General features: G+C 69.9%; 24 protein-coding genes. 10 read left to right on the top strand and 14 right to left on the bottom strand.

What is annotated here, in order from left to right; genetic code table 11:
- Positions 1 to 8 precede the first annotated feature (8 nt).
- A complete protein-coding gene (locus BK819_RS06580; RefSeq protein ID WP_071328431.1) occupies positions 9 to 1,685 on the bottom strand; it encodes a ribonuclease J in 1,677 nt (558 codons plus the stop codon).
- A 53-nt stretch (positions 1,686 to 1,738) separates the two neighbouring features.
- Complete coding sequence (gene dapA, locus BK819_RS06575) at positions 1,739 to 2,716, bottom strand: 4-hydroxy-tetrahydrodipicolinate synthase (protein ID WP_071328430.1); 978 nt, start codon at positions 2,714 to 2,716, stop codon at positions 1,739 to 1,741.
- A gap of 79 nt (positions 2,717 to 2,795) precedes the next feature.
- Between dapA and BK819_RS06570 the strand changes: the two genes are divergently transcribed.
- Positions 2,796 to 3,149, top strand: coding sequence for an NUDIX domain-containing protein (locus BK819_RS06570; protein WP_071328429.1), 354 nt, complete (start codon positions 2,796 to 2,798; stop codon positions 3,147 to 3,149).
- A 9-nt stretch (positions 3,150 to 3,158) separates the two neighbouring features.
- On the opposite strand, the gene BK819_RS06565 is transcribed toward BK819_RS06570, so the two are convergent.
- Genes BK819_RS06565 through BK819_RS06555 form a run of 3 tightly spaced genes read right to left on the bottom strand, consistent with a single transcriptional unit; the run spans position 3,159 to position 5,202 of the window.
- Complete coding sequence (locus BK819_RS06565; RefSeq protein WP_071328428.1) at positions 3,159 to 3,920, bottom strand: SDR family oxidoreductase; 762 nt, start codon at positions 3,918 to 3,920, stop codon at positions 3,159 to 3,161.
- Positions 3,920 to 4,396 carry a dihydrofolate reductase gene (locus tag BK819_RS06560; protein WP_071328427.1) on the bottom strand — a complete coding sequence of 159 codons (477 nt, stop codon included), beginning with the start codon at positions 4,394 to 4,396 and terminating at the stop codon, positions 3,920 to 3,922. The genes BK819_RS06565 and BK819_RS06560 overlap by 1 nt, the downstream gene beginning before the upstream one ends.
- Positions 4,393 to 5,202, bottom strand: coding sequence for a thymidylate synthase (locus BK819_RS06555; RefSeq protein ID WP_071328426.1), 810 nt, complete (start codon positions 5,200 to 5,202; stop codon positions 4,393 to 4,395). The genes BK819_RS06560 and BK819_RS06555 overlap by 4 nt, the downstream gene beginning before the upstream one ends.
- Positions 5,203 to 5,315: 113 nt before the next feature.
- On the opposite strand from BK819_RS06555, the gene BK819_RS06550 reads away from it, so the two are divergent.
- From BK819_RS06550 to BK819_RS06540, 3 genes are all read left to right on the top strand, one after another.
- Positions 5,316 to 5,738: a thioredoxin family protein gene (locus tag BK819_RS06550; protein ID WP_071328425.1), complete on the top strand. Its 423-nt coding sequence runs from the start codon at positions 5,316 to 5,318 to the stop codon at positions 5,736 to 5,738.
- Positions 5,738 to 6,310: a DUF4395 family protein gene (locus tag BK819_RS06545; protein ID WP_071328424.1), complete on the top strand. Its 573-nt coding sequence runs from the start codon at positions 5,738 to 5,740 to the stop codon at positions 6,308 to 6,310. The genes BK819_RS06550 and BK819_RS06545 overlap by 1 nt, the downstream gene beginning before the upstream one ends.
- A gap of 84 nt (positions 6,311 to 6,394) precedes the next feature.
- A complete protein-coding gene (locus BK819_RS06540; protein WP_071328423.1) occupies positions 6,395 to 6,820 on the top strand; it encodes an OsmC family peroxiredoxin in 426 nt (141 codons plus the stop codon).
- 12 nt (positions 6,821 to 6,832) lie between these two features.
- Here BK819_RS06540 and BK819_RS06535 read toward each other — a convergent pair whose 3' ends face one another.
- The 5 genes from BK819_RS06535 to BK819_RS06515 form a co-directional block, all read right to left on the bottom strand.
- On the bottom strand, positions 6,833 to 7,243 hold the full coding sequence (locus tag BK819_RS06535; protein ID WP_371259820.1) for a hypothetical protein: 411 nt from the start codon (positions 7,241 to 7,243) through the stop codon (positions 6,833 to 6,835).
- A 23-nt stretch (positions 7,244 to 7,266) separates the two neighbouring features.
- Entirely contained in the window at positions 7,267 to 8,007 is a 741-nt protein-coding gene (gene dapB, locus BK819_RS06530; protein ID WP_071328421.1) for a 4-hydroxy-tetrahydrodipicolinate reductase, read from the bottom strand.
- Between the two features lie 55 nt (positions 8,008 to 8,062).
- Positions 8,063 to 8,665 (bottom strand): histidine phosphatase family protein, encoded by a 603-nt coding sequence (locus tag BK819_RS06525; RefSeq protein WP_025103212.1) that lies wholly within the window; start codon positions 8,663 to 8,665, stop codon positions 8,063 to 8,065.
- Between the two features lie 73 nt (positions 8,666 to 8,738).
- The gene (locus tag BK819_RS06520; RefSeq protein WP_071328420.1) at positions 8,739 to 9,767 is read right to left on the bottom strand and encodes an aldo/keto reductase; all 1,029 of its coding nucleotides are present in this window, start codon (positions 9,765 to 9,767) and stop codon (positions 8,739 to 8,741) included.
- Between the two features lie 214 nt (positions 9,768 to 9,981).
- The gene (locus tag BK819_RS06515) at positions 9,982 to 12,255 is read right to left on the bottom strand and encodes a polyribonucleotide nucleotidyltransferase (protein WP_071328419.1); all 2,274 of its coding nucleotides are present in this window, start codon (positions 12,253 to 12,255) and stop codon (positions 9,982 to 9,984) included.
- A gap of 359 nt (positions 12,256 to 12,614) precedes the next feature.
- Here BK819_RS06515 and BK819_RS06510 point away from each other — a divergent pair, with 359 nt between their 5' ends.
- On the top strand, positions 12,615 to 13,925 hold the full coding sequence (locus BK819_RS06510; protein ID WP_071328418.1) for a UDP-glucose/GDP-mannose dehydrogenase family protein: 1,311 nt from the start codon (positions 12,615 to 12,617) through the stop codon (positions 13,923 to 13,925).
- Positions 13,926 to 13,938: 13 nt separating this feature from the next.
- Here the strand turns inward: BK819_RS06510 and BK819_RS06505 are convergent, their stop codons facing one another.
- Positions 13,939 to 15,840 (bottom strand): GDSL-type esterase/lipase family protein, encoded by a 1,902-nt coding sequence (locus tag BK819_RS06505; protein WP_256209406.1) that lies wholly within the window; start codon positions 15,838 to 15,840, stop codon positions 13,939 to 13,941.
- A 226-nt stretch (positions 15,841 to 16,066) separates the two neighbouring features.
- On the opposite strand from BK819_RS06505, the gene BK819_RS06500 reads away from it, so the two are divergent.
- Complete coding sequence (locus BK819_RS06500) at positions 16,067 to 16,246, top strand: DUF5302 domain-containing protein (RefSeq protein ID WP_071328417.1); 180 nt, start codon at positions 16,067 to 16,069, stop codon at positions 16,244 to 16,246.
- Positions 16,247 to 16,297: 51 nt separating this feature from the next.
- Here the strand turns inward: BK819_RS06500 and BK819_RS06495 are convergent, their stop codons facing one another.
- Positions 16,298 to 17,734, bottom strand: a complete 1,437-nt coding sequence (locus tag BK819_RS06495) for a cation:dicarboxylate symporter family transporter (protein ID WP_071328416.1) — start codon at positions 17,732 to 17,734, stop codon at positions 16,298 to 16,300.
- Positions 17,735 to 17,876: 142 nt separating this feature from the next.
- On the opposite strand from BK819_RS06495, the gene BK819_RS06490 reads away from it, so the two are divergent.
- Together BK819_RS06490 and BK819_RS06485 are read left to right on the top strand one after the other, a co-directional pair.
- Positions 17,877 to 19,157 (top strand): ATP-binding protein, encoded by a 1,281-nt coding sequence (locus tag BK819_RS06490; RefSeq protein ID WP_071328415.1) that lies wholly within the window; start codon positions 17,877 to 17,879, stop codon positions 19,155 to 19,157.
- Entirely contained in the window at positions 19,154 to 19,843 is a 690-nt protein-coding gene (locus BK819_RS06485) for a response regulator (RefSeq protein ID WP_071328414.1), read from the top strand. Before BK819_RS06490 ends, BK819_RS06485 begins: the two co-directional genes overlap by 4 nt.
- Before the next feature lie 71 nt (positions 19,844 to 19,914).
- Here the strand turns inward: BK819_RS06485 and BK819_RS06480 are convergent, their stop codons facing one another.
- The gene (locus tag BK819_RS06480) at positions 19,915 to 20,559 is read right to left on the bottom strand and encodes an FMN reductase (RefSeq protein ID WP_071328413.1); all 645 of its coding nucleotides are present in this window, start codon (positions 20,557 to 20,559) and stop codon (positions 19,915 to 19,917) included.
- 1 nt (position 20,560) lies between these two features.
- Entirely contained in the window at positions 20,561 to 21,787 is a 1,227-nt protein-coding gene (locus tag BK819_RS06475) for an LLM class flavin-dependent oxidoreductase (RefSeq protein WP_071328746.1), read from the bottom strand.
- A gap of 111 nt (positions 21,788 to 21,898) precedes the next feature.
- Here BK819_RS06475 and BK819_RS06470 point away from each other — a divergent pair, with 111 nt between their 5' ends.
- Positions 21,899 to 23,029 carry an acyltransferase family protein gene (locus BK819_RS06470; RefSeq protein WP_071328412.1) on the top strand — a complete coding sequence of 377 codons (1,131 nt, stop codon included), beginning with the start codon at positions 21,899 to 21,901 and terminating at the stop codon, positions 23,027 to 23,029.
- Positions 23,026 to 23,913 carry a serine hydrolase gene (locus tag BK819_RS06465; RefSeq protein ID WP_071328411.1) on the top strand — a complete coding sequence of 296 codons (888 nt, stop codon included), beginning with the start codon at positions 23,026 to 23,028 and terminating at the stop codon, positions 23,911 to 23,913. Before BK819_RS06470 ends, BK819_RS06465 begins: the two co-directional genes overlap by 4 nt.
- Positions 23,914 to 23,918: the final 5 nt, after the last annotated feature.

Below are 23,918 nucleotides of genomic sequence, written 5' to 3'. Positions count from 1 at the left end.
TCCGAGGGTCAGGCCTCGATGACGAGAGGGACGATCATCGGACGACGGCGCAGCTTCTGGTTCACCCAGCGGCCGATCGTGCGACGCACCACCTGCGACAGCGCGTGCGTGTCGCGCACGCCGTTGCCGGACGCCTCCTTCAGGGCGGCGACGATCTTCGGTGCGACGTCGTCGAAGACCGCGTCGTCCTCGGCGACACCGCGGGCATGGATCTCCGGACCGGAGATGATGCGCCCGGTGGCGGCGTCCACCACGACGATGACCGAGATGAACCCCTCCTCACCGAGGATGCGGCGGTCCTTGAGGTCGGCATCGGTGATCTCGCCGACGGTCGAGCCGTCGACGTAGACGAACCCGAGGTCGAGCTGCCCGGCCACCCGGGCGACACCATCCTTCAGGTCGATCACGGTGCCGTTGGAGGCGATGATCGTGTTCTGCTCGGGGATCCCGGTGTCCTGGGCGAGCTTGGCGTTGGCGATCAGGTGCCGGTACTCCCCGTGGACAGGGAGGACGTTCTTCGGCTGGAGGATGTTGTAGCAGTAGAGCAGCTCGCCGGCCGCGGCGTGCCCCGACACGTGCACCCGCGCGTTGGCCTTGTGCACGACGTTCGCGCCCAGCTTCGTGAGCCCGTCGATGACGCGGTAGACGGCGTTCTCGTTGCCCGGGATGAGGCTCGACGCTAGGATGACCGTGTCGCCCTCGCTCACCTCGATGGCGTGGTCCATGTTGGCCATGCGGCTCAGCACGGCCATCGGCTCCCCCTGCGAACCGGTCGACATGTAGACGATCTGCTCGTCCGGGAGGTCGCGCGCCTTCTTGAAGTCGATCAGCACCCCCGCCGGGACCTTGAGGTAGCCGAGCTGCTCCGCGATCGTCATGTTGCGGACCATGCTGCGGCCGAGGAACGCCACCCGACGTCCGTGCGCGTGCGCGGCGTCGATGACCTGCTGCACGCGGTGCACGTGGCTGGAGAAGCTTGCGACGATCACCCGCCGCGGAGCCTTGCCGATGACCTGGTCGAGGACAGGGCCGATGGAGCGCTCCGTGGGCGTGAAGCCGGGCACGTCGGCGTTCGTGGAGTCGACGAGGAAGAGGTCGACCCCCTCCTCCCCCAGGCGCGAGAACGCGCGCAGATCGGTGATGCGGCCGTCCAGCGGCAGCTGGTCCATCTTGAAGTCGCCGGTGGCGAGGGCCATGCCCGCGGGGGTGCGGATCGCGACGGCCAGCGCGTCCGGGATGGAATGGTTCACCGCGACGAACTCGAGGTCGAACGGTCCGACCTTCTCCTGCTGACCTTCCTTCACCGTCAGGGTGAAGGCCTTGATGCGGTGCTCCTTCAGCTTCGCCTCGACGAGGGCGAGCGTGAGTCCGGAGCCGATCAGCGGGATGTCGCTCTTCAGCCGCAGCAGGTAGGGAACGGCCCCGATGTGGTCTTCGTGCCCGTGTGTCAGCACCACGCCCACGATGTCGTCGAGACGATCGCGGATGGGTTCGAAATCGGGGAGGATGAGGTCGACGCCCGGCTGGTGCTCCTCCGGGAAGAGGACCCCGCAGTCCACGATCAGGATCTTGCCCGCGTACTCGAACACGGTCATGTTGCGACCGATCTCCCCCAGGCCGCCGATCGGGATGACCCGGAGCGTCCCTTCGTCGAGAGCGGACGGTTCGGCCAGGGGAATGGACATGCTGTCTCCTCAGTCGGACACTCCACGCGTCCGTTCGTTCATGGTGACGCGGCTCAGCGCGTCGTGCCGTGCACCTTCGGCAGGGCGCCGCCCGCGGCCGCGTTGCGGTCGGGCCGGAAGTTCGAGAAGTCCGCCCCCGGCACGCCGCTGACGAGATCGAGCTCGTCCTCGATGAGGGCGGCCTCCCACTCCTCCGGGCCGACGAGGGGAAGGCGGACACGCGGACTGGAGATACGGCCCAGCCCGTGCAGGATGTACTTCGCGGCGACCGTTCCGGGGACGTGGGTCATGACCGCCCGGACGAGCGGCTCCAGTCGCTTGTGCTCGGCCGTCGCGGTGGCGAGGTCGCCCCGGTTCACCGCATCGATGATGGTCCGGTACGGAGCAGCGGCGACGTTCGCCGTCACGCCGATGAGGCCGGTCGCCCCGATCGACAGGTGCGGCAGCACGTTCGCGTCGTCACCGGAGTAGTACATGAGGTCGGTCTGGTTGAGCACACGGCTCACCTCGGAGAAGTCGCCCTTGGCATCCTTCACCGCGAGGATGTTCGGGTGCTTCGCGAGCCGGAGGATCGTCTCGTACTTGATCGGGACCCCGGTCCGCCCGGGGATGTCGTACAGGATGACCGGCAGGTCGGTGGCGTCGGCGACGAGCCGGAAGTGCGTGAGGATGCCCGCCTGCGTCGGCTTGTTGTAGTACGGCGTGACGATCATGATGCCGTCGGCGCCGGCCTTCTCACTGGCCTTGTACAGCTCGATGGCGTGCGCGGTCTCGTTCGATCCGCCGCCGGTGATGATCTTCGCGCGGCCTGCGGAGACGGACTTGCCGACCTCGACGAGCTTGAGCTTCTCGGGGTCCGTCAGGGTCGAGGTCTCGCCGGTCGTTCCCGTCACGACGATGCCGTCCGCGCCTGCGGTGATCACGTCATCGATGTGCTTCTCGACGGCGGGCCAGTCGACTTCGCCGTCGGCCGTCATCGGAGTGACGAGCGCGACGAGAACCTGTCCGAAAGGGTTGCCCGAGTGCGTCATGCGTCCAGCGTATCGGGTCGGATGCCGCTGTCGCGGACGCGTCCGCATGCTCCTGCTCCGTCGGCCGTAGGCTCGCACGATGGGTTGGATCGCGCACGCCTCACGCACGACCTACGAGAACGCCTGGATCCGCGTCCGCGAGGACGACGTCACCAGGCCGGGCGGCCCGGGCGTCTACGGCGTGATGACGGTCAAGAACCCGGCGGTCTTCATCGTCGCGATGGACGCCGACGACCGGGTCTGCCTGGTCACCGTCGATCGCTACACGATCGGCCCGTCCGTCGAGGTGCCCGCCGGCGGCACCGACGGCGAGGACCCGCGTGCCGCCGCGGAACGCGAGCTCCGGGAGGAGTCCGGGTACCGTGCGCACCGGTGGGAGCACCTCGGCAGCACGCTCGCTCTCGCCGGGATCCGCCTCGGGCGATTCCGCTGACCGGAAGCGTCAGACCCGGCCGCGACGGGCTATAGCCGCAGTGAAGGATCGGGGCAGCACCTTCGTCGCGGCCACGACGGCCTTGTAGCGCAGCGAGGGGATGGACACGGACTTCCCGCGCGCGGCGTCGCGGAGCCCTTCGCGAACGACATCGCGGGCATCGAGCCACAGGAAGGTCGGCACGCCCTCCTCGCCGACCGCGAGGCCCATCCGCTCGTGGAAGGAAGTGTGTGTGAAACCGGGGCAGAGCGCCGTGACGCTCACGCCGTCCGGACCGTAGGCCGTGTTCGCCCATCGGCTGAAGTCGATGAGCCAGGCCTTGCACGCCGAGTACGTCGACCGCGAGATGAACCCGGCCACCGACGCGACGTTGATGATCCTGCCTCCCCGCCTCCGCATGGTCTGCAGGGCCGCATGCATCAGGCGCATGGAGGCCTCGACGTGCACGCGCAGGTGCCGCACCTCGTCTTCGATGTCGTTGTCGGCGAACTGCAACGGCAACCCGAACCCGGCGTTGTTCACGAGCAGGTCGATCGGGTCGTCCCGATCGCGGAGTCGAGCCGCGACGCGCTCGACGCCGGCCTCCTCGGACAGATCGGCCGGGAGGACCTCGACAGCGACTCCCCACTCGCCGCGCAGCTCCGTCGCGAGAGCGGACAGCGATTCCTCCGAGCGGGCGACGAGCACGAGATCGGCGCGCCGACGAGCCAGCTGACGGGCGAACTCGGCGCCCAGCCCGGCGCTGGCTCCGGTGATCAGTGCGGTGGGCATCAGCGCTCGTACCTCAGGAAGCGATACCGGACACCGGTGCGGGAGGTCTGCCACTCCCCCTCATCCACCACGCGCCATCCGGTCTTCGGCGGAGCGAAGGTGTCGCCGTCGACCTCGAGGTCGAGCTCCGTGACCTCGAGGCGGTCGGCATCGGCGATCACCTGGCGGAAGATCTCCGCGCCGCCGATGATCCACACCTTCTCCCGACCGCGGACGCCCTCGGACACCGTGGCCGCACGGCGGGCGCCCTCCGCGGTCCAGTCCTGCTGGCGGGTCACGACGATATTGTCGCGACCGGGCAGGGGGCGGAATCGCTCGGGCAGCGAATCCCAGGTCTTGCGTCCCATGACGACCGGCGCGCCCTGCGTGGTCTCCTTGAAGTGCGCCAGATCCTCCGGCACGTACCAGGGCATGCCGCCCTCGGCGCCGATCACGCCGCCGGCGGCCTCGGCCCAGATGAGCCCCACCCAGGTCATACCGCCACCGCCGCCCTGATCGGTGCGTGGTGCTGGTAGTCCTCGACGACGAAGTCCTCGAACCGGTAGTCGAAGATCGACTCCGGCTTCCGCGCGAAGCGCAGCGTCGGGTACGGGTAGGCCTCTCGCGTGAGCTGCTCGCGCACCTGCTCGACGTGGTTGTCGTAGACGTGGCAGTCCCCGCCGGTCCACACGAAGTCGCCGGGCTCCAGCCCCACCTGCTGCGCGATCATCATCGTCAGCAGCGCGTAGGAGGCGATGTTGAAGGGGACGCCGAGGAACATGTCCGCGCTGCGCTGGTAGAGCTGGCAGGAGAGCTTTCCGTCGGCGACGTAGAACTGGAAGAGCGCATGGCACGGCGCGAGGGCCATATCGGGGATGTCTGCGGGGTTCCAGGCGGAGACGAGCAGGCGCCGCGAGTCGGGTGAGCGCCGGATCTGCTCGATGACCTCGGTCAGCTGATCGATGCTGCCGCCGTCGGGAGTCGGCCAGGACCGCCACTGGACGCCGTACACCGGGCCGAGGTCGCCGTCCTCGTCCGCCCACTCGTCCCAGATCGAGACGCCGTTCTCCTGCAGCCAGCGGACGTTGGAGTCGCCGCGCAGGAACCAGAGCAGCTCGTACGCGATCGACTTGAAATGGACGCGCTTCGTGGTGACGAGGGGGAACCCCTGCGCGAGGTCGAAGCGGATCTGGCGACCGAACACGCTCGTGGTCCCCGTCCCGGTGCGATCGCTCTTGTGCGTGCCCGTCTCGAGCACATCGCGGAGCAGGTCTTCGTACGGAGTCGGGACAGCGGCGCTCATGGTTGTCAGGATACCCGCCCCGCTCCCGTCGGAGGCGGTGACCGTGACGCGATCCGCGCGTCACGTACTGAAACATCGCGACGCTTCCACAGCCGCGGCTCTAGCCTCGAGGGATGTCCCCCGCGCTCGCTTTCGCCGCCCTGGCAGCGCTTCTGGTGCTCGCCACCGTGGTCGGTCTCGTGCTCCGCGGGAGAGAGGGCCGCCGCCGCGACGGCGGCGATCTGCGGTTCGATCCGGCCGATGCGGAGGGCGCGGCGCTGGGTGCCACCGCGACGCTCGTGCAGTTCAGCACGGAGACCTGCGCCCGCTGCCCCCAGGTGCGTCGTCTTCTGGGCTCCTATGCGTCCGGGGACGCCGGCCTCGCGCACATCGAGATCGATCTCATGCACCGTCCGGATCTCTCCGCGCGCTACCGTGTGCTGCAGACACCGACCACCTTCGTGCTTGACCCTACCGGGCGCGTCAAGGCCCGGTTTGCGGGCATACCCGCTCGCGAGAGCCTGACCCACGCCCTCGCCGCCGTCTGGAGCAGATGATGACCCCTCCCCCCGGAATCGATCCGCGCGGGCCCCGATTCGCCGCCGGGATCACCGCAGTCCTGCTCGCCGTCGCGACGTTCCTGGCCCTCATCGGGATCTCCACCGCGCGGACCGCCGATCGCTGGTTCGCGCTCACGGCATCGTCGGAGTTCGCGTTCATCGGAGGAGGCGGCTGGGCGGTCTCCGCCGCAGGGCCTGTCGCGCGCGTCCTCGACCCTGGCTTCCTCCTCGCCACGCTGATCGCGCTCCTGTTCCTCTGGGGCGTCGTCTCTCCCGCCACCGCACCGTGGGGCGTCCTCTACCGCCGCCTCGTCCGTCCGCGCCTCGCGCCACCCGCCGAGCTGGAGGACCCCCGTCCCCCGCGGTTCGCCCAGGGCGTCGGCCTCGTCGTGGTGGGGCTTGGCCTCCTGCTCCACCTCGCCGGCGTGCCGTGGGCCCTTCCGATCGCGACCGCCGCGGCGTTCCTCGCCGCTTTCCTCAACGCCGCGTTCGCCTTCTGCCTGGGCTGCCAGCTCTACCTGCTGCTGCAGCGCGTCGGGCTCACCGGACGACCGCGCCGCGCCGCCTGACGCCGGTTTCCGACGGCCCGGTCGCTCGGTAGGCTGACCACCAAGCGACGCCGCTCCCCCGGTGGCGTCAGAACCGGAGGAATCATGCCCGTCACCAGTGAAGCCGCCGCGACCTGGACCGGATCGCTCACGGAGGGTTCCGGCACGGTCGCCTTCTCCTCCTCGCATCTGGGCACGTTCCCGATCGACTGGAAGTCCCGCAGCGAGGGCAGCGACACGACCACGACGCCGGAGGAGCTCATCGCCGCGGCCCATGCCTCCTGCTTCAGCATGGCGCTCTCGCACGCGCTCGCCGAGAACGGCACGCCCCCGGAGCGCGTCGACACCAGCGCCTCGGTGACGTTCAAGCCCGGCGTCGGCATCACCGGCAGCCACCTCAACGTCAACGCCACCGTGCCGGGTCTGACCGCCGAGAAGTTCCGGGAGATCGCCGAGGGGGCGAAGACCGGATGCCCGGTGTCCCAGGCGCTCGCGGGCATCGAGATCACGCTCGAGGCGACGCTGGCCTGAACCCGTCCGACGTCAGGCGCGGGACAGGCTGATCGCCCGCCGAATGCTCGCCCTGGCGTCCTTGCGGCGTCCGGCCGCGTCCTGCACGACGCCGAGGCGATAGCGCGCCCGCCAGTCGGTGGGCGCCGCCTCCGCCTCCGCCGTGTACCGCGCGACGAGCGCGTCCGCATCCTTGCGGGCGATGCGTCCGCTGGGCGTCAGCTCGGTCTCGACCGGCGGCATGCCGCCCTCGGCGTCGAGCAGCCGGCCCAGGCGGTCGGCACCGAACCCGAAGAGCATCTCACGCACCAGCGCCCACCCACCCACAGGTGCGAGCACGAGGAGCGTGATGCCCATCCCGATGGAGACGGGCGTCCCCACGGCGAGGAACATGACGGCCAGCCAGCCCGCCACGACGAGGTAGAGCAGGAGGGCCGCAGCCATCAGCCCGACCCCGATCCGCGACATCACGAGCGGAGGCCGATGTCGAGCATGTTCTCCAGGCCGACCACGACGCCGGTGGCGGTGGCCGCATAGGGCACGGCCAGGCGGATCCCCGGCGCATACGCCAGGGCCGGGTCGGTGGTGTCATGCGTGAAGGTCAGCGACTCCCCCGGACCGGACAGGATGACCTCCTGCTTGGCGATCACCCCTGGACGGCGGAGCGAGTGGATGGGCACGCTGCCGACCTGCTGTCCTCGGGCGCGCTGATCCGCATGCGGCGCACTCACCGGACCCTGGGTCGCACGCGCGGCGGCGATGAGCTCCGCGGTGCGGACGGCCGTCCCGCTCGGCGAGTCGACCTTGGTCTCCCGGTGCGCCTCGACGATCTCCGCCGAACCGAAGTAGGGTGCGGCGGCCGCGGCGAGGGCCGAGCCGAGAACCGAGCCGAGGGAGAAGTTCGGGATGAAGACCGCCCCGGTGTCGGCGGCCTCGACGAGCGGCCGGACGAGGGCGATCCGCTCCGCCGACCAGCCGGAGGTGGCGACGAGGATGTTGAGACCGTGATCCACCGCCGTGCGCACTACGTCGATGCTGACCTGCGGTGTGGAAGCGTCGATCACGAGGTCGGCACCCGCGAGCTCCGAGAGGTCGCTCGCCGACGTCAGGACGCGGCTCACCTCGAAGCCGTCCAGCTCAGCGATCACGGCGCCGATGATCGTTCCGAGCTTTCCGGTCCCGCCGACGAGGGCTACCTTCGTGGTCATGCGTCCAGTCTATTTCCGGGCGTCGGGCGGAGGTCGCGGCACGCGGAGGCGTCGATCACACCAGCAGCGCGTCCGGGATGCCCGTCCGCAGCTCCATCGGAAGATGGCCGGTGTCGTTGTGCGTGAGCAGGGTCCACGGCCGTCCCTGCTTCTGGGCGATCACCGTCAGACCGCAATGTGACTGGTTGAGAGTCATCCAGCGCCAATCCGGCGCGGCGAGGACCTCCCGCACGAACCACGAGATCACGAAGTTGTGAGTGATGAGCACCTCGTGCACGTCGCCGGTCTTCCGCACGAGGAACTCGTTGACAGCATCCGACATCTGCGCGCGGCCCGCCTCGATCTCCGCCTCGGTCACAGAACCGAAGAAGGGCTCGAACACCGCCGGCGTCTCCTCCGTCATCCCCGTCGGCACGCAGTCGAAGAGCAGGGCGGACGGCTCCGGATCCACGGACGGGAGCCGGCCGGCGATGGCACGCGCCGTCTCCGCGGCGCGGAGGAGCGGCGAATGCCACACGGCGTCGAGCGGGAGGCCGGACAGGCGGTCCGCGATGAGCTCCGCCTGCCGCTGGCCGCGCGGCGACAGGGGTCCGTCGGCGAGGCCGTGCTCGGCATCCTGATGTTCACCGTGTCTGACCAGATATATGTAGTGCGTCACAACTCGCTCGCTCGCCTCATCGCCAGCATCCGCCGGTCTTCCTCTTCCACCCTATGTCACGGGCGACGCACGCTCAGGCGCCCGCGCGGGTGAGGTCGGCAACCTGCACCCGGGACAACGTGACACCAGCGCCCTGCATGAGCTCGTCGACGTGGTCGGTCGCGAACGTGTTCACGATCGGCGCGGCGACCGTACGCTGCGCGAGCAGCCACGCGATGGAGACGGCCGCCACGGGGACGGCCAATTCCGCGGCCACCTGATCGAGCGCCCGCAGCACCTTGGTCCCGCGGCGGTTGAGGTGACCCCGCAGCTGTTCGCCGCGGACGCCACGCGAGGCGATCGCCTTGGTCCGATGACGGCCCGACAGGAACCCGTGCTCCAGCGCATGGGACGGCGTCACGGCGAGGTTCTGAGCGCCGGCGACGAGCCGCAGATCGCCCTCGAACGGCTGCCGACGCACGAGGTTGTACGGTGTGTCGATCACCGTGATCCTGGGGTATCCCGCGGACGCGAGGATGCGCGCCTCGACGAGCCTCTCCGGAGTGAAGCCGTACGCGCCGAGCGCCCCGATCTTCCCCGCCTCGATGAGCCACTCGACCGTGGCCAGGGTGTCCTCGAGGTTGGTGGTCGCATCCAACGTGGCATCCAGGTACAGCACGTCGATGCGCTCGACGCCGAGCCGGGTGAGCGAGCCCTCGACCGCACGGACGAGGTTGACCGAGCCCAGACCGGGGTTGTCGGCGTGCGCGCCGATGCGCACGCTCAGGACCACGCGCTCGCGCTGGTCCCGCGACCGCAGCCACTGTCCGAGGATGTGCTCACTCCGACCGCCGGAGAACCCGTCTGCGGTATGGATGGCGTTGCCGCCGAACTCCACGTAGCGGTCGAGGATGCCGTGGCTGGTCTCGAGATCGACGTTCCATCCGAACTCCGCGGCACCGAGCATGAGCGGGAACGTCTCGTACCCGGTCTCGCCGAGGGCGGCGCGGATGGACTCCCCGACGCCGGGACCGACGATCGGGATGGGTGCGGAGGGGTGGTCCTCATGCTCCTGCGGGGCGCGTTCAGCAGGTGTTCCTGCGCCTACGCTGAACAACCGCATACTCTCACCCCCGCCGCGATCGGCCGGAGCCGATCGACATCACTGCTTCGCTGGCACCCCCCGGTGCGTACTTCGAGGGTATGCGACGTGCGCGAACGTCCCGACCAATCCGGGGAACGCCACGCAAACTTCCCATAACGTTTCGATCACGGCGCAGACGACGGAACCCGGGCCCCTCCTGACGGAGGAGCCCGGGTTCCGTGTCAGCCGTGTCCTACTCGGCGGCGTCCTCAGCCGGAGCCTCGTCCGCAGCGGGCGCGTCGTCGAGCACGGGCTCGAGCGACAGCTTGCCACGGTCGTCGATCTTCGTGATCTTCACGAGGATCTTCTGGCCGACGGAGAGCACGTCCTCGACGTTCTCCACACGCTTGCCACCGGCGAGCTTGCGCACCTCGGTGACGTGCAGGAGACCGTCCTTGCCCGGGAGCAGCGAGATGAAGGCGCCGAAGGTGGCGATCTTCACGACGGTGCCGAGGAACTGCTCGCCGACCTCCGGGTTGGTCGGGTTGGCGATCGCGTTGACCTGGGCACGGGCGGCCTCGGCCGAGGGGCCGTCGGTCGCGCCGATGTAGACGGTGCCGTCCTCCTCGATGGAGATCTGCGCGCCGGTCTCGTCCTGGATCGCGTTGATCGTCTTGCCCTTCGGGCCGATCAGCTCGCCGATCTTGTCCACCGGGATCTGGACGCTGATGACGCGCGGCGCGGTGGGCGCCATCTCGTCCGGGGCGTCGATCGCGGCGTTCAGGACGTTGAGGATGGTCAGTCGAGCGTCCTTGGCCTGGGTCAGAGCGCCCGCGAGCACCGACGACGGGATGCCGTCGAGCTTCGTGTCGAGCTGGATGGCGGTGACGAACTCGCTCGTACCGGCGACCTTGAAGTCCATGTCGCCGAGCGCGTCCTCCGCACCCAGGATGTCGGTCAGCGCCGCGTAGCGGGTCTCCCCGTTGACCTCGTCCGAGACGAGACCCATCGCGATGCCGGCGACCGGAGCGCGCAGCGGCACACCCGCGTTCAGCAGCGAGAGGGTCGACGCGCAGACGGAGCCCATCGACGTGGAGCCGTTGGAGCTCAGCGCTTCGGACACCTGACGGATCGCGTACGGGAACTCCTCGCGGCTCGGCAGCACCGGCACCAGAGCGCGCTCGGCGAGGAAGCCGTGCCCGATCTCGCGACGCTTCGGCGAACCCACGCGGCCGGTCTCACCGGTCGAGTAGGGCGGGAAGTTGTAGTGGTGCATGTAGCGCTTGCTGGTCGTGGGCGACAGCGAGTCGATCTGCTGCTCCATCTTGAGCATGTTCAGCGTGGTGACACCCATGATCTGGGTCTCGCCGCGCTGGAAGATCGCGGAGCCGTGCACGCGCGGGATGACCTGCACCTCGGCGTCGAGCGGACGGATGTCCGCCAGCCCACGACCGTCGATTCGGGTGCCCTCGGTGAGGATGCGACCGCGGACGATCTTCTTCGTGACGGACTTGTACGCCGCGGAGAACTCCAGCGGGGCCGCGGCCGGGAGCGAACCCGCCTCGGTGGCCTCGATGAGCTCGGCCTTGACGCGGTCCTTGATCGCGTCGTCGGCGTTCTGGCGCTCGGTCTTGTCGGCGATCTGGTAGACGTCGCTCAGCTCGGCGAACGCGCGCTCGGACACGAAGTCGTAGACCTCGTCGCTGTACGCGGGGAAGACCGGGTAGACGCCCGGCTCCTTCGACGCGGTGGCGGCGAGCTCGGACTGGGCCTTGACGAGCTGGGCGATGAACGGCTTCGAGGCCTCGAGGCCCTGGGCCACGATGGTCTCGTCGGGCTTGGTGGCACCGGCCTTGATCAGGTTCCAGCTGCCCTCGGTCGCCTCGGCCTCGACCATCATGATCGCGACGTCTTCGGAGCCGTCGGCCTTGGTGACCACGCGACCGGCGACGATCAGGTCGAACACGGCCTCGGAGACCTGCTCGGCGGTCGGGAACGCGACCCACTGGTCCTCGTGCTGACCGTGGCCGGGGATGAATGCGAGACGCACACCGGCGACGGGGCCCGAGAACGGCAGACCCGAGATCTGGGTCGACGCGGACGCGGCGTTGATCGCGAGGGCGTCGTAGAACTCGCCCGGGGCGATCGAGAGGACCGTGATGACGATCTGGACCTCGTTGCGCAGGCCGTCGACGAACGACGGGCGCAGCGGACGGTCGATCAGACGGCAGACCAGGATCGCCTCGGTCGAGGGACGACCCTCACGACGGAAGAACGAGCCGGGGATCTTGCCGGCGGCGTAGGAGCGCTCCTCGACGTCGACCGTCAGCGGGAAGAAGTCGAAGCCCTCACGCGGGTGCTTGCCCGCGCTCGTGGCCGAAAGGAGCATGGTCTCGCCGTCCAGGTAGGCGGCGACGGCGCCCTGAGCCTGCTGCGCGAGGCGGCCGGTCTCGAAGCGGATGGTGCGGGTGCCGAAGCGGCCGTTGTCGAGAACGGCCTCGGTGGCGGTGATTTCAGGACCTTCCAAGAGGTCTCTCCTTCTTTGTTTAGACTCGCGAATCCGTGTGACGCGCGAGCGTGTTCAAAGGAGCGGAACGGAAGGGTTCGGGCGCGCGGGCACTCCCGCGAATCTCGCCTGCGCTGGCCACCAGTAGAAAGCCACCCGACATGCGCCGAGGAACCCACCACAGGGGACCAGCTTCTCCGCCGATCGCTCCATGAGTCGATGTGAAATTGTCGGGTGACCGGAGTCACCCTCGACCACACTACCAGCGTGTCCGTCAAGACCCGAGGGTTGCGCGCGCGGCGCGATCCCGACACTCGACCGTCACCCCGCGTTCATCGTGCGTGCGCCGGAGCGAGAGACGGCTCGGCTGGGCTGAGCCCATGCGGATGTCGGTGATCGGATGCGGGTATCTGGGGGCGGTGCACGCCGCGGCGATGGCCTCGCTCGGGCACGATGTCGTGGGGATCGACGTGGACGAGGGCAAGGTCGCCGACCTCACCGCGGGTGCCGCGCCCTTCTTCGAGCCCGGCCTCGCCGAGCTCCTGGAGGACGGGGTGCGGTCAGGGCGGTTGCGCTTCGCCGCGGATCCGGCGGCCGCCTCCGGGTCGGAGGTGCACTTCCTCGCGGTCGGCACCCCGCAGTCCGACTCCGGCCCCGCAGCTGATCTCCGCTTCGTCGACGCGGCGATCGACGGGCTGCTCCCCCACCTGCGGCCGGGCGCGGTGGTAGCCGGGAAGTCGACGGTCCCGGTGGGCACCGCCGCCCGTCTCGCCCGTCGGATCGCGGAGTCCGGCGCGACCCTCGTCTGGAACCCCGAGTTCCTCCGGGAGGGCTGGGCCGTCCATGACACCCTCCGCCCCGACCGTCTGGTGGTGGGCGCGGAGGACTCCCCGCAGGGCGCCGCCGCCGTCGATCTGCTCCGCCGCGTGTACGCCGCGGCGATCGACGCGGGTTCGCCGTTCCTCGTGACCGACCTCGCCACCGCGGAGCTCGTGAAGGGGGCCGCCAACGCCTTCCTCGCCACGAAGATCTCGTTCATCAACGCCATGGCCGAAGTCGCCGAGGCGGCCGGAGCGGACGTCACCCTCCTCGCCGAAGCACTCGGACACGACTCGCGCATCGGCCGCCGTTACCTCGGCTCGGGGATCGGGTTCGGGGGCGGCTGCCTGCCCAAGGACATCCGCGCGTTCGCGGCCCGCGCCGAAGAGCTCGGACGCGGGCAGTCCGTCAGCTTCCTGCACGAGGTGGATGCCATCAACCTCCGCCGACGGGATCGTGCGGTGAGGCTGGTGGTGGATGCCCTCGGCGGCCTCGTCTTCGGGCGGAGGATCGCCGTCCTCGGCGCGGCATTCAAGCCCTTCAGCGACGACGTCCGCGATTCTCCCGCTCTGGAGGTGGCCGTGCGGTTGCGGGGACTGGGCGCCGACGTCCTGGTGACCGACCCCGCGGCGATCGAAAACGCCCGCGCACGGCATCCGCAACTCGGGTACGCCGCGTCCAGGGACGACGCCCTGCGGGACGCGGACGCGGTCGTCGTCGTCACGGAGTGGGACGAGTACCGCCGCGAGCTCACTCCGCAGCACGCCGGCGGACTCGTGAGGGGTCGTATCGTGATCGACGGGCGGAACTGTCTGGACGCCGAAGCCTGGCGTGCTGCCGGCTGGACATACCGCGGGATGGGACGACGCTGAGGCCTCCCGTCGGTCAGACCACGCCGGCGTCCTGCGGAGCAGTCGAGCGCCCGAGGTAGACGTAGTCGTCATGCTTCGCCCGACGTCCGTCCCCCGCGGCGCGGCCGTGCAGTCGTCGCCACACCCACGGGAGCGCGTACTGCCGCCACCAGGCGGCACGTCCGATCGGCTCGTTCTCGTGCAACGCCGCATCCAGCGCTCCCAACGCGTCGGCGTGCGGCACCCCGAGCACCTCCGCGACGCGATAGGCGAGGAAGCGGTGCCCTCGACTGCCGAGGTGCACGAGGTCCTCGCCCCAGTGCTGCCGCTCCCCCAGCTCCGGATGCAGATCCGTGTCGATGAGGATCGCACCGGTCCGGGCAGCGACCCCGGCGAGCGCCGTGGCGAAGGCGGAGAAGCGCCGGGCGTACAGCACCGCCGCGCGGCGGGCGGGCAGGAACGGGGTGACCAGGATCACGTCGGCACCCGTCGCGCGCAGCCGCCGCACCGCGGTCTCCAGGCTCGCGGCGAGCGCGGCCACGTCGACGCGGTGCTTCACGAGGTCGTTGGCGCCCACCAGCACGGTGACCAGATCGGGGCGGAGGTCCAGCGCCCTCTCCACCTGCCGGCCGCAGACATCGGCCACGCGCTTCGAGCGGATCGCGAGGTTCGCGTAGTGAAGGCCTCCCCGCGCGGCGAGGAGCAGTGCGAGCCGGTCCGCCCACCCGCGGAGCGCCCCGTCGGGTCCGGGGTCGCAGAGCCCCTCGGTCACCGAATCGCCGAGGGCGACGATCCGGCGCCAGCGGCGCGAGGGGGCGGGCGGGGCCGGCTCCGGCCGGACGAGGCGGCGGGCGCGCAGACGACGGTCCACGGCGAACAGCGTCCGCGCCTCCTCGAAGTGATCCAGGAGCTGATCTCCGAAGTGCGCCCAGCTCCGGCCCTGCACCGCCCTCCAGCCCGCCTCCCCGAACGCCCGACGCCGGCGCTCGTCTCCGGCGAGATCGGTCACGCGACGGCGGAGGTCTGCGAGGTCTCCTGGTCGGTACAGCCACCCGTCGACGCCGGGCCGGACGAGGTCGAGCGGGCCGCCTCTGCCTGTCGCGACCACGGGGACACCGCTCGCATGCGCTTCCTGGAGCGTCTGTCCGAAGGTCTCGCTCTCCCCCGGATGCACGAAGACGTCGAAGGAGGCCAGCGCCGCGGCGAGCGCCTCCCCCTCGAGCCGCCCGCGGAACAGGGCGTCGGGAAGCTGCTCCTGCAACCGCTCCCGCCGGGGGCCGTCTCCGACGATGACGAGACGCGTGTCAGGGATGCCGTGCAGCGCGGCGAGATCCTCCACCTGCTTCTCGGCGGCGAGGCGTCCGACGTAGCCGATGACGATCTCGGCTCCCCACTCGTCCCGGAGCGCGTCGCTGCGCCGGGAAGGGTGGAAGAGCTCGGCGTCCACACCCCGCCCCCAGGACCGGATGCGGTCGATGCCGAGCCGGCTCAGCTGCTGTGCCGACTCGGTGGACGGCGCGAGGGTAAGGGTCGCCCTCCGATGCAGTCGAGCGATGTGGGCATGGGCGATTCCCGTCGTGACCGCGACGCGATACCTCTCCGTGTACGCAGCCACGTCGGTCTGGTATGCCGCGACCGTTCCGACTCCGCCGCGTTCTGCAGCGAGCAGGCCCCGCCACCCGAGCGCGAACGGCGACGCCAGGTGGACGACGTCGGGACGGAAGCGGTCGAGCTCCGCGCCGATCCTCCGAGTGGTCGCCGCGCCCACCCGCACGTCGCGGTACCCCGGGAGCGGGACGCTGGGAATCGCGGTGACGGGCGCGCCGTGCAGCTCTGCCGGGATGCCGAACGCGGCCGGAGCGAGCACACGGGCGTCATGCCCTCGGCGCTCCAGGTGACGGAGGATCTGCATCACGGATCCGGTCACACCGTTCATGTGCGGAAGGAAAGACTCGGTGACGATCGCGACTCTCACCCCCTCAGGATGGCGCCGCTCCCCGTCCCCGCCGAGGGGAATCGGCGTCGGGCACCGGATGTTCACCGGATGCTGGATCACCCGTCACCGGTTATCCGCGCATCGCTTCCCGTTCACCGCCTCGGGGCCGGTCGCGACCGACGCGGTGCCCTCGCCGCTCGTCCGCCCGTGCTCTAGGCTCGGGAGCATGAGCACCGAAGAAGGCGCCGGCTCCTCCTCCGAGGACCTGAAGCGCAAGTTCAAGGAAGCGCTCGAGAAGAAGAACGCGCACCACCGGCAGGGCGAGGCTCACCTCGACGGCGATTCCGCCGTGCACGCCGCCAACGCCCCGCAGACGCGACGCGAGTTCCGACGCAAGAGCGGTTGACCGCCCGGATGCGGGAGCCCGGTCCGGCCTCCCGCATCCTCTGCGTCGAGATCAGCGACCGAGTGTGCGCTGGCGGGCCCGTTCCTCCTTCGCCGCCATCTCGGTGACCGCTGCCTCCTGCAGCTCCGGGACGCCGACAGCATCCGCCGCGGGGGCCGCATGCGGGTCCACCCCGTCGAGGGTCGATTCATCGAACGGAAGCTCCCCGGACAGCACACGGCCGACGCGGTCGCGGTCGATCTGCTTCGTCCAGGTGCCGATGAGGAGGGTGGCCACGGCGTTTCCCGTGAAGTTCGTCAGGGCGCGCCCCTCCGACATGAACCGGTCGATGCCGACGATGACCCCGACCCCGTCAACCAGATCGGGCCGGTAGGCCTGCAGGCCGCCGGCGAGCGTCGCCAGACCAGCGCCGGTCACCCCCGCGGCCCCCTTGCTCGCGATGATCATGAAGACGAGGAGGCCGATCTGCTCCCCGATCGACATAGGCTGCCCCATGCCCGTCGCGATGAACAGCGACGCCATCGTGAGGTAGATGGCCGTTCCGTCGAGGTTGAAGGAGTAGCCGGTGGGAACGGTGATGCCCACGACCGGCTTCGAGATGCCCAAGTGCTCCAGTTTCGCGATGAGCCGGGGAAGCGCCGACTCCGACGAGGACGTTCCCACGATCAGCAGATACTCCCGGGCAAGGTACTTCATGAGCGCGAAGATGTTGACCCGCGTGACCGCCCAGAGCAGGAGCCCGAGGACGATCACGATGAAGACGATGCACGTGAGATAGAAGGCGACCATCAGGACGCCGAGGCTCCAGATCGCCGCCGCCCCTGTCTTGCCGACCACAGCCGCGATGGCGCCGAAAGCACCCACGGGCGCCAACCAGAGGATCATCCCGAGGATTCGGAAGACAAGCTTCTGGAGCTGGGTGACCGCCTGCATGATCGGCGCCCCGCGCTCCCCCATGCCCTGAAGCGCGAATCCGACGAGCAGAGCGATGAAGAGCACCTGGAGGACGCTCTCCCCGGTGAACGCCGAGAAGAACGTCGCCGGGATGATGCCGAGCAGGAACTCCTGCGTGGTCTTCGCGTCGCCCGACTCCGTCTCGTAGCTCGCGTTCGCCATGTCGAGGCCGGTACCGGGATGGATGATGTTCCCCACGACGAGGCCGATCGCCAGCGCGAACGTCGACATCGTGAGGAAGTACAGCAGCGCCAGTCCGCCGATCTTGCCGACGGTCGCCGCCTTCGCGATCGAGCCGACCCCGACCACGATGGTGCAGAAGATGATCGGGGCGATCATCATCTTGATCAGCGACACGAACGCCGTGCCCAGCGGTTCGAACGCCCGTCCTACCTCGGGCCACAGCAGGCCGACGGCGGCGCCGAGCACCACCGCGATGATGACCGACACGTAGAGCCAGGTGTGCCGGTCCCAGGCGTGCTTTCCCCGCCTCCAGTGGAATCCGGGAAGAGAGAATCCTGTCGTGAGCGCCATGCGTCCTCCTCGATCGTCGACGTCGTCGTCTGCGGCAGCGGCGCCGGTGCCGCTGCTCCTCCACGGTCTCCCGGCGTCGCGGCCCCGCCCTATTTGTGGTCGTATTGGTCACGGTCCCGAGCGTCGACGATCGAGGAGAACGATGCCGTCCCCTGACCCCGAGCGCAGCGCCGCCTCTCGCGTCTTCGTGCTGCTCCTCGTGACGACGGTGCTTCTGGGGATCCTGGTGGCCGTGTTCCTCGTCGCGGAGGCCCAGCGGGCGGCCAGGGCAGAGGCGGAGCGCGTGACTGCGGCGACCGCCTCCGCGATCGCCGCCTCCCCGCTTGTCTCGTCGGCCCTGCAGACGGGTGACCGGGAGGCTGCGGCGCGCGATCTCGCGCCGTACGCACGCGAGGTCCTGACCACCGCCGACCTCGATTTCGTCACCGTGATGACGACGGACGGCGTGCGCGTGACGCACCCCGAGCCGGACCGGATCGGCGAGCGCTACCTCGGGACGGTCCCGTCCTCCCTTCGCCCGCTCACCGAGGAGTTCCGGGGGACGCTCGGACCGTCCGTCCGGACGATCGTGCCCGTCCTCGCCGACGGACACCCCGTCGGGTGGGTGGCCGCAGGCGTCACCACCGAGACCATCGCGCAGACGCTCGTCCGTCGCCTCCCCCTCTCCTTCGCGCTCACGGGCGCGCTCGTGCTGCTGGGCGTCGGCGGAGCGCTCCTCGCCCGACGCGTCACGCGCCGCTTCGCCGGAGACCTCCCTCCCGGCGATGTCCGCGATGCCGTCTCCTCCTACGAGTCGATCCGGACACTCGGGGAAGCTCTCCGCGCCCAGACGCACGAACACGGCAACCGGATGCACACGGCAGTGGCGCTGATGGAGCTGGGGCGTGCAGACGAGGCGATCGGAATCCTCACCGACACCGCCCGGCAGAGTCAATCGCTCGTGGATCAGGTCACGGCACGGCGCCACGGCGATCCCGCTGTGGGCGCGCTGCTCCTCGGCAAGGCCTCCCAGGCCAAGGAGCGGGGCATCGAGTGGCGGGTGCACATCGCGCCGGACACGCCCCGTACCCCGCTGTCCGCCGTGGATGCCGTCGCCGTCCTCGGCAACCTCGTCGACAACGCCTTCGACGCGGCCGCGAGCGCAGAGGAGCGGTGGGTGTCCGTGCGCCTGGAGCCGACCGCGGACGACGAGATCCTCCTCGAGGTGGCAGACAGCGGTCCGGGGATCCCCACCGAGCTGCGGGAGAGGATCTTCGCATCGGGGTACTCCACGAAGCCGGCCGGAGCGGAGGGGCGTGGTGTCGGCCTGGCCCTAGTGCGGTCTGTCGTGGCGGACGCGGGAGGCTCGGTGACGGTACTCGGACCGCCCACGACCTTCCGGGTGCTCTTACCGGCCGCGCGCGACGGGAGACGCCGCCGATGATCCGCACCCTGCTCGTGGACGACGATGCCCTGACCCTCGAGCTCCATCGCACCTATCTGGGGCGTCTGGACGGCTTCGCCGTGGCCGGCGAGTGCACGGGCGCGCGTGCAGCGCTGACGGCCCTCCGAGAGGGCGGAGCGGACGCGTTCGATCTCGTCCTGCTCGATGTGACGATGCCCGACGGTTCGGGACTCGAGGTGCTGCGCACACTGCGGGCTCGGGCCACGGCCGTCGATGTGATCGCCGTCACGGCGGTGCGGGACGCGGAGGTCGTGCGGCAGATGGCCGCTCTCGGTGTGTTCCAGTACCTCGTGAAGCCGTTCTCGTTCGCGGTCTTCCGGGAGCGTCTCGACGACTATCGGGACCACCGCGCGCACGCGCAGGCGACCAGCGGACCGGCCACGCAGGAGGAGATCGACGCGCTGCTGGGACGGGCGACCGGGAGCATCGTCCTCCCCAAGGGGTTGTCCGCCTCGTCCCTCGAGCGCGTGCGCGCCGAGTTGCGGCGGCGCGGACCGCTCTCCGCGCGCGAAGCAGCCGAGCGTACGGGACTGTCCCGTGTGTCCGCGCGTCGGTACCTCGAGCACCTCGTCCTCACAGGTGTCGCGGTGCGCCGCGGCCGCCCCGGCGGGCGGGGGCGTCCCGAGACCGAGTACGCCTGGCGGGAACGCGCCCTCTCCGGGTGACCCGCCGGACATGCCGGTGCCCCGCACCCGGGGTGGGCGCGGGGCACCGGCATGTCCGGAGCGGGGACGGGTCACTCCCCGGCGAGACCGCCGAGCATGTGGCCGAAGGAGCGCCCCTCACCCAGGTACGTGGCGGGGTCGTACGGGTCGACGACCGCGGTGGCATCCCGGCGCGCGACCGCCTCGGCGAGTTCCCTCGCGCCCTTCTCGACCCGCTTCGCCAGCGGCGCGACGTCGTCTCCCGCGCCGCCCCAGTCGCTCGACGCCGCGAAGACGCCGGTGGAGACGGCCTCGGCATGCAGGTAGGCGAACAGCGGTCGGATCGCATAGTCGATCGCCAGGGAGTGCCGCGGCGTTCCCGCGTTCGCTCCGATCAGCACCGGCTTCCCGGTGAGCGCGTCCGGGTCGAGCACGTCGATGAACGACTTGAACAACCCGGAGTAGCTCGTCGAGAAGATCGGGGTGACCGCGATCAGCGCGTCGGCCGAGACGACGGTGTTGATCGCCGTCTCGAGTGCGGGAGGCGCGAAGCCGGTCAGTATGTTGTTCGTGATGTCGTGCGCGTGGTCGCGCAGCTCGATCACGTCGACGGTGGCCTCGATGTCGCGCTCCGCGAGCGCCTTCACGGTCTCCGCGGCCAGCCGGTCGGCGAGCATCCGGGTGGACGACGGGTTGGACAGCCCCGCCGAGACGACCGCGATACGACGCGTGGTCATGTCAGGCCTCCTTCCGGCCGAGTCCGAAGGCGGCACCCGCGGGCGCCGGCGTGTCCTGGTAGGGCGAATCCCCGGTGAGGTTGTCTCCGCGGTTCGCACCGGGGCGCGCCTGCCGGGTGGGCCCGTCTCCGTACGTCGCCTGCACGCGCGCGGCATGGGTCGGCGCGTCGGGCACCGTGGCCGGGCGGTCCTTCGCGAGTTCCTTGCGAAGCACCGGCACGACCTCGGAACCGAGGATGTCGAGCTGCTCGAGGACCGTCTTCAGCGGCAGACCCGCGTGGTCGATGAGGAACAGCTGGCGCTGGTAGTCGCCGTAGTGCTCGCGCATCGCCGCATACCGGTCGATCACCTGCTGCGGCGATCCCACGGTCAACGGGGTCATCTCGGTGAAGTCCTCCATGCTGGGGCCGTGACCGTAGACGGGCGCGTTGTCGAAGTACGGGCGGAACTGGTTCACCGCGTCCTGCGACTTCGCGGCCATGAACACCTGGCCGCCGAGACCGACGATCGCCTGCTCGCGCGTGCCGTGGCCGTAGTGCTCGAAGCGCTGACGGTACAGCTCGATGAGGCGCTGGTAGTGCTCCTTCGGCCAGAAGATGTTGTTCGCGAAAAATCCATCGCCGTAGTACGCGGCCTGCTCCGCGATCTCCGGTGTGCGGATCGAACCGTGCCACACGAACGGGGCGATGCCGTCGAGGGGACGGGGCGTGGAGGTGAAGCCCTGCAGCGGGGTGCGGAACTTGCCCTCCCAGTCGACGACGTCCTCACGCCACAGCTTGTGCAGCAGCGCGTAGTTCTCGATCGCGAGCGGCAGGCCCTGACGGATGTCCTGCCCGAACCACGGGTACACCGGCCCGGTGTTGCCGCGGCCCAGCATGAGGTCCATGCGGCCGTCCGAGACGTGCTGCAGCATCGCGTACTCCTCGGCGATGCGCACCGGGTCGTTCGTCGTGATCAGCGTCGTCGAGGTCGAGACGATGAGGCGTTCGGTCTGGGCGGCGAGCGCGGCGAGGAACGTCGTGGGGCTGGACGACCAGAAGGGCGGGTTGTGGTGCTCGCCGATGGCGAAGACGTCGAGGCCGACCTCCTCGGCATGCGTGGCGATGGCCAGCGTCGCCTTGATCCGCTCCTGCTCGCTGGGGGTGACTCCCGTGGTGGGGTCGCGGGTGATGTCGCTGACCGACATGATGCCGAACTGCATCGCCTGCGCGCCTGACTGCTCGCTCATGATTGCTCCGTGTTCTCCGAATCGGATGTCGGACATCCGGTTCTATTCATTTGAATGTAATTGGGTCAACGCGTGCAGGGCAACTTTATTCCCGGCCGGTAGCCTCGGAGAATGAGCACCACCGGAGTCGGGACGACGGGGCCCCACACAGGGCCGGTCGCCCGCAAACGCCGACGCGTGCCCTTCTGGGACAACGCGCGATACGCCTGCATCGTCCTCGTGGTGTTGGGGCACGCCATCCAGCGCCTCAGCTACGACTCGGACATCGCCTTCGCCCTCTACCTGGCGCTGTACGCGTTCCATATGCCGGCGTTCGCCATCATCTCGGGCTACTTCTCCAAGTCGGGCTCCCCCACCCGGACGCAGATGGCCCGCGTCATCACCGACATCATCCTCCCCTACGTCATCTTCGAGGCGCTCTGGACGCTCACGAAGTGGCTCGTGGAGGGAGAGACCACCCCGAATCCGACCCAGCCCAGTTGGACGCTCTGGTTCCTCCTCGCGCTCGGGATCTTCCGTCTCGTCCTCCCCTACCTCGCGCTGCTGCGCTGGCCGCTGCTGTGGACGGTCGTGATCTCGGTCGGCGCCGGCTACCTCCCGAACGTCGACAGCACGTTCTCGCTCTCCCGGACCCTGGGCTTGCTGCCGTTCTTCACCCTGGGCTGGTGGCTCCGGGAGCGAAACGTCGTCGACCGCCTCCGCCTCCTCGACGTCCGCCCGTGGTGGAGCCGCGTCCTCGCGCTCGTCGTCCTCGGCACGGCCGGATGGGCGGCGTGGAACTGGCTGCCGCTGTGGCAGACGGTCGACCTGCGGCACTGGCTGTTCTACGAAGACTCCTACGTCGATCTCGTCGGCGACCAGTGGTGGGCCGGTGGCATCCGCATCCTGCTCATGCTGCTGGCTGTCGTGCTGTGCGCCGCCTTCTTCGCCCTCATCCCCCGCGGCTCCTACTGGTGGACCACGTTCGGCCAGTACACGATGTACGTCTACCTCCTGCACTCCTTCGTGCTCTACCCGTTCCGGGAGAGCGGCGTGCTGCGCGATCTCGAGCCGACCTGGTTCTGGCTGCCTGCGGTCACGGCGCTGTCGGTGGTCCTCGCGCTGCTGCTCGCCACCAAGCCCGTGCGGCGGGTGTTCCGTCCGCTCGTGGAGCCGCGGCCGCGGTGGCTGTTCGCCGACCCCGAGCTCGCCTCGCGGGAAGGCCGCCGGAACGATCCCACCGGCTCCCGGCGTCCGCGATGACAGCCGCCCACCCCGCGTCCGAGGTCCGGGACCGGCTCGTGGCGATCGCCGACTCCCAGGGGTTCGCCGCGCACGGGCTCCACGTGCGCATCGGCGACGACACCGCAGGTCACCGTTGGACGCCCGACGTCCGGGAGGACGTGCACTCCATCGCGAAGGGCGTCTGCGTGCTGGCCGCCGCCCTCGCCGCCGACGACGGACTGATCCACCTGGACGACACCGTCGCCACCCTCCTTCCGGAGCACGAACTCGGCGAGGGCGTCGCTCGCGTCACCCTGCGTCATCTGCTGTCGATGTCGAGCGGCATCGACCTGCCGTGGTCCGAGACGCTGATGACGGACTGGCCGGATCTGGCACGGGAGTTCCTGCGACGGCCATCGCGGGGGCGGGTGTTCCAGTACTCCAACGCGAGCACCTACACCGCGATGACCGCTCTCTCGGCCCGCGTGGGCGACGTCGGCGACTACCTCTCGACGCGCCTCTTCGCCCCGCTCGGCATCGAGGACGTGGGCTGGTCGCGATGCCCGAACGGCCGCATCGAGGCGGGTGGCGGCCTGCCGCTCCGCACCGAGGAGGTCGCGCGCCTGGGGATGCTCATCCGTGATCGCGGTTCTTGGCAGGGACGTCGACTCGTCGCCCCGGAGTGGATCGACGCCATGCACGAGCACGGCGTCGTCGCGGGCGTCAACCCGGGCTACGACCGCTATGCGCTCGCGGGCTGGCAGGGTCCGGGGCGGGCGTGGCGGCTGCACGGAGCCCATGGCCAGCTCCTCCTCTTCCTCGGCGACGCCGTCGTGACCGCCACGGCGCACGATCACGCCGGGGCAGACGCCTTCGCGGCCGCGATCGTCGCTGTCCTCGAAGAGGTCGCGGTCTCCCCCTGAGTCCT

This window comes from Microbacterium sp. LCT-H2, from assembly GCF_001866135.1.
GTDB lineage: Bacteria > Actinomycetota > Actinomycetes > Actinomycetales > Microbacteriaceae > Microbacterium.
Note: the sequence above shows the minus strand (reverse complement) of the source record. Positions and strands in the feature narration are given on the sequence as shown.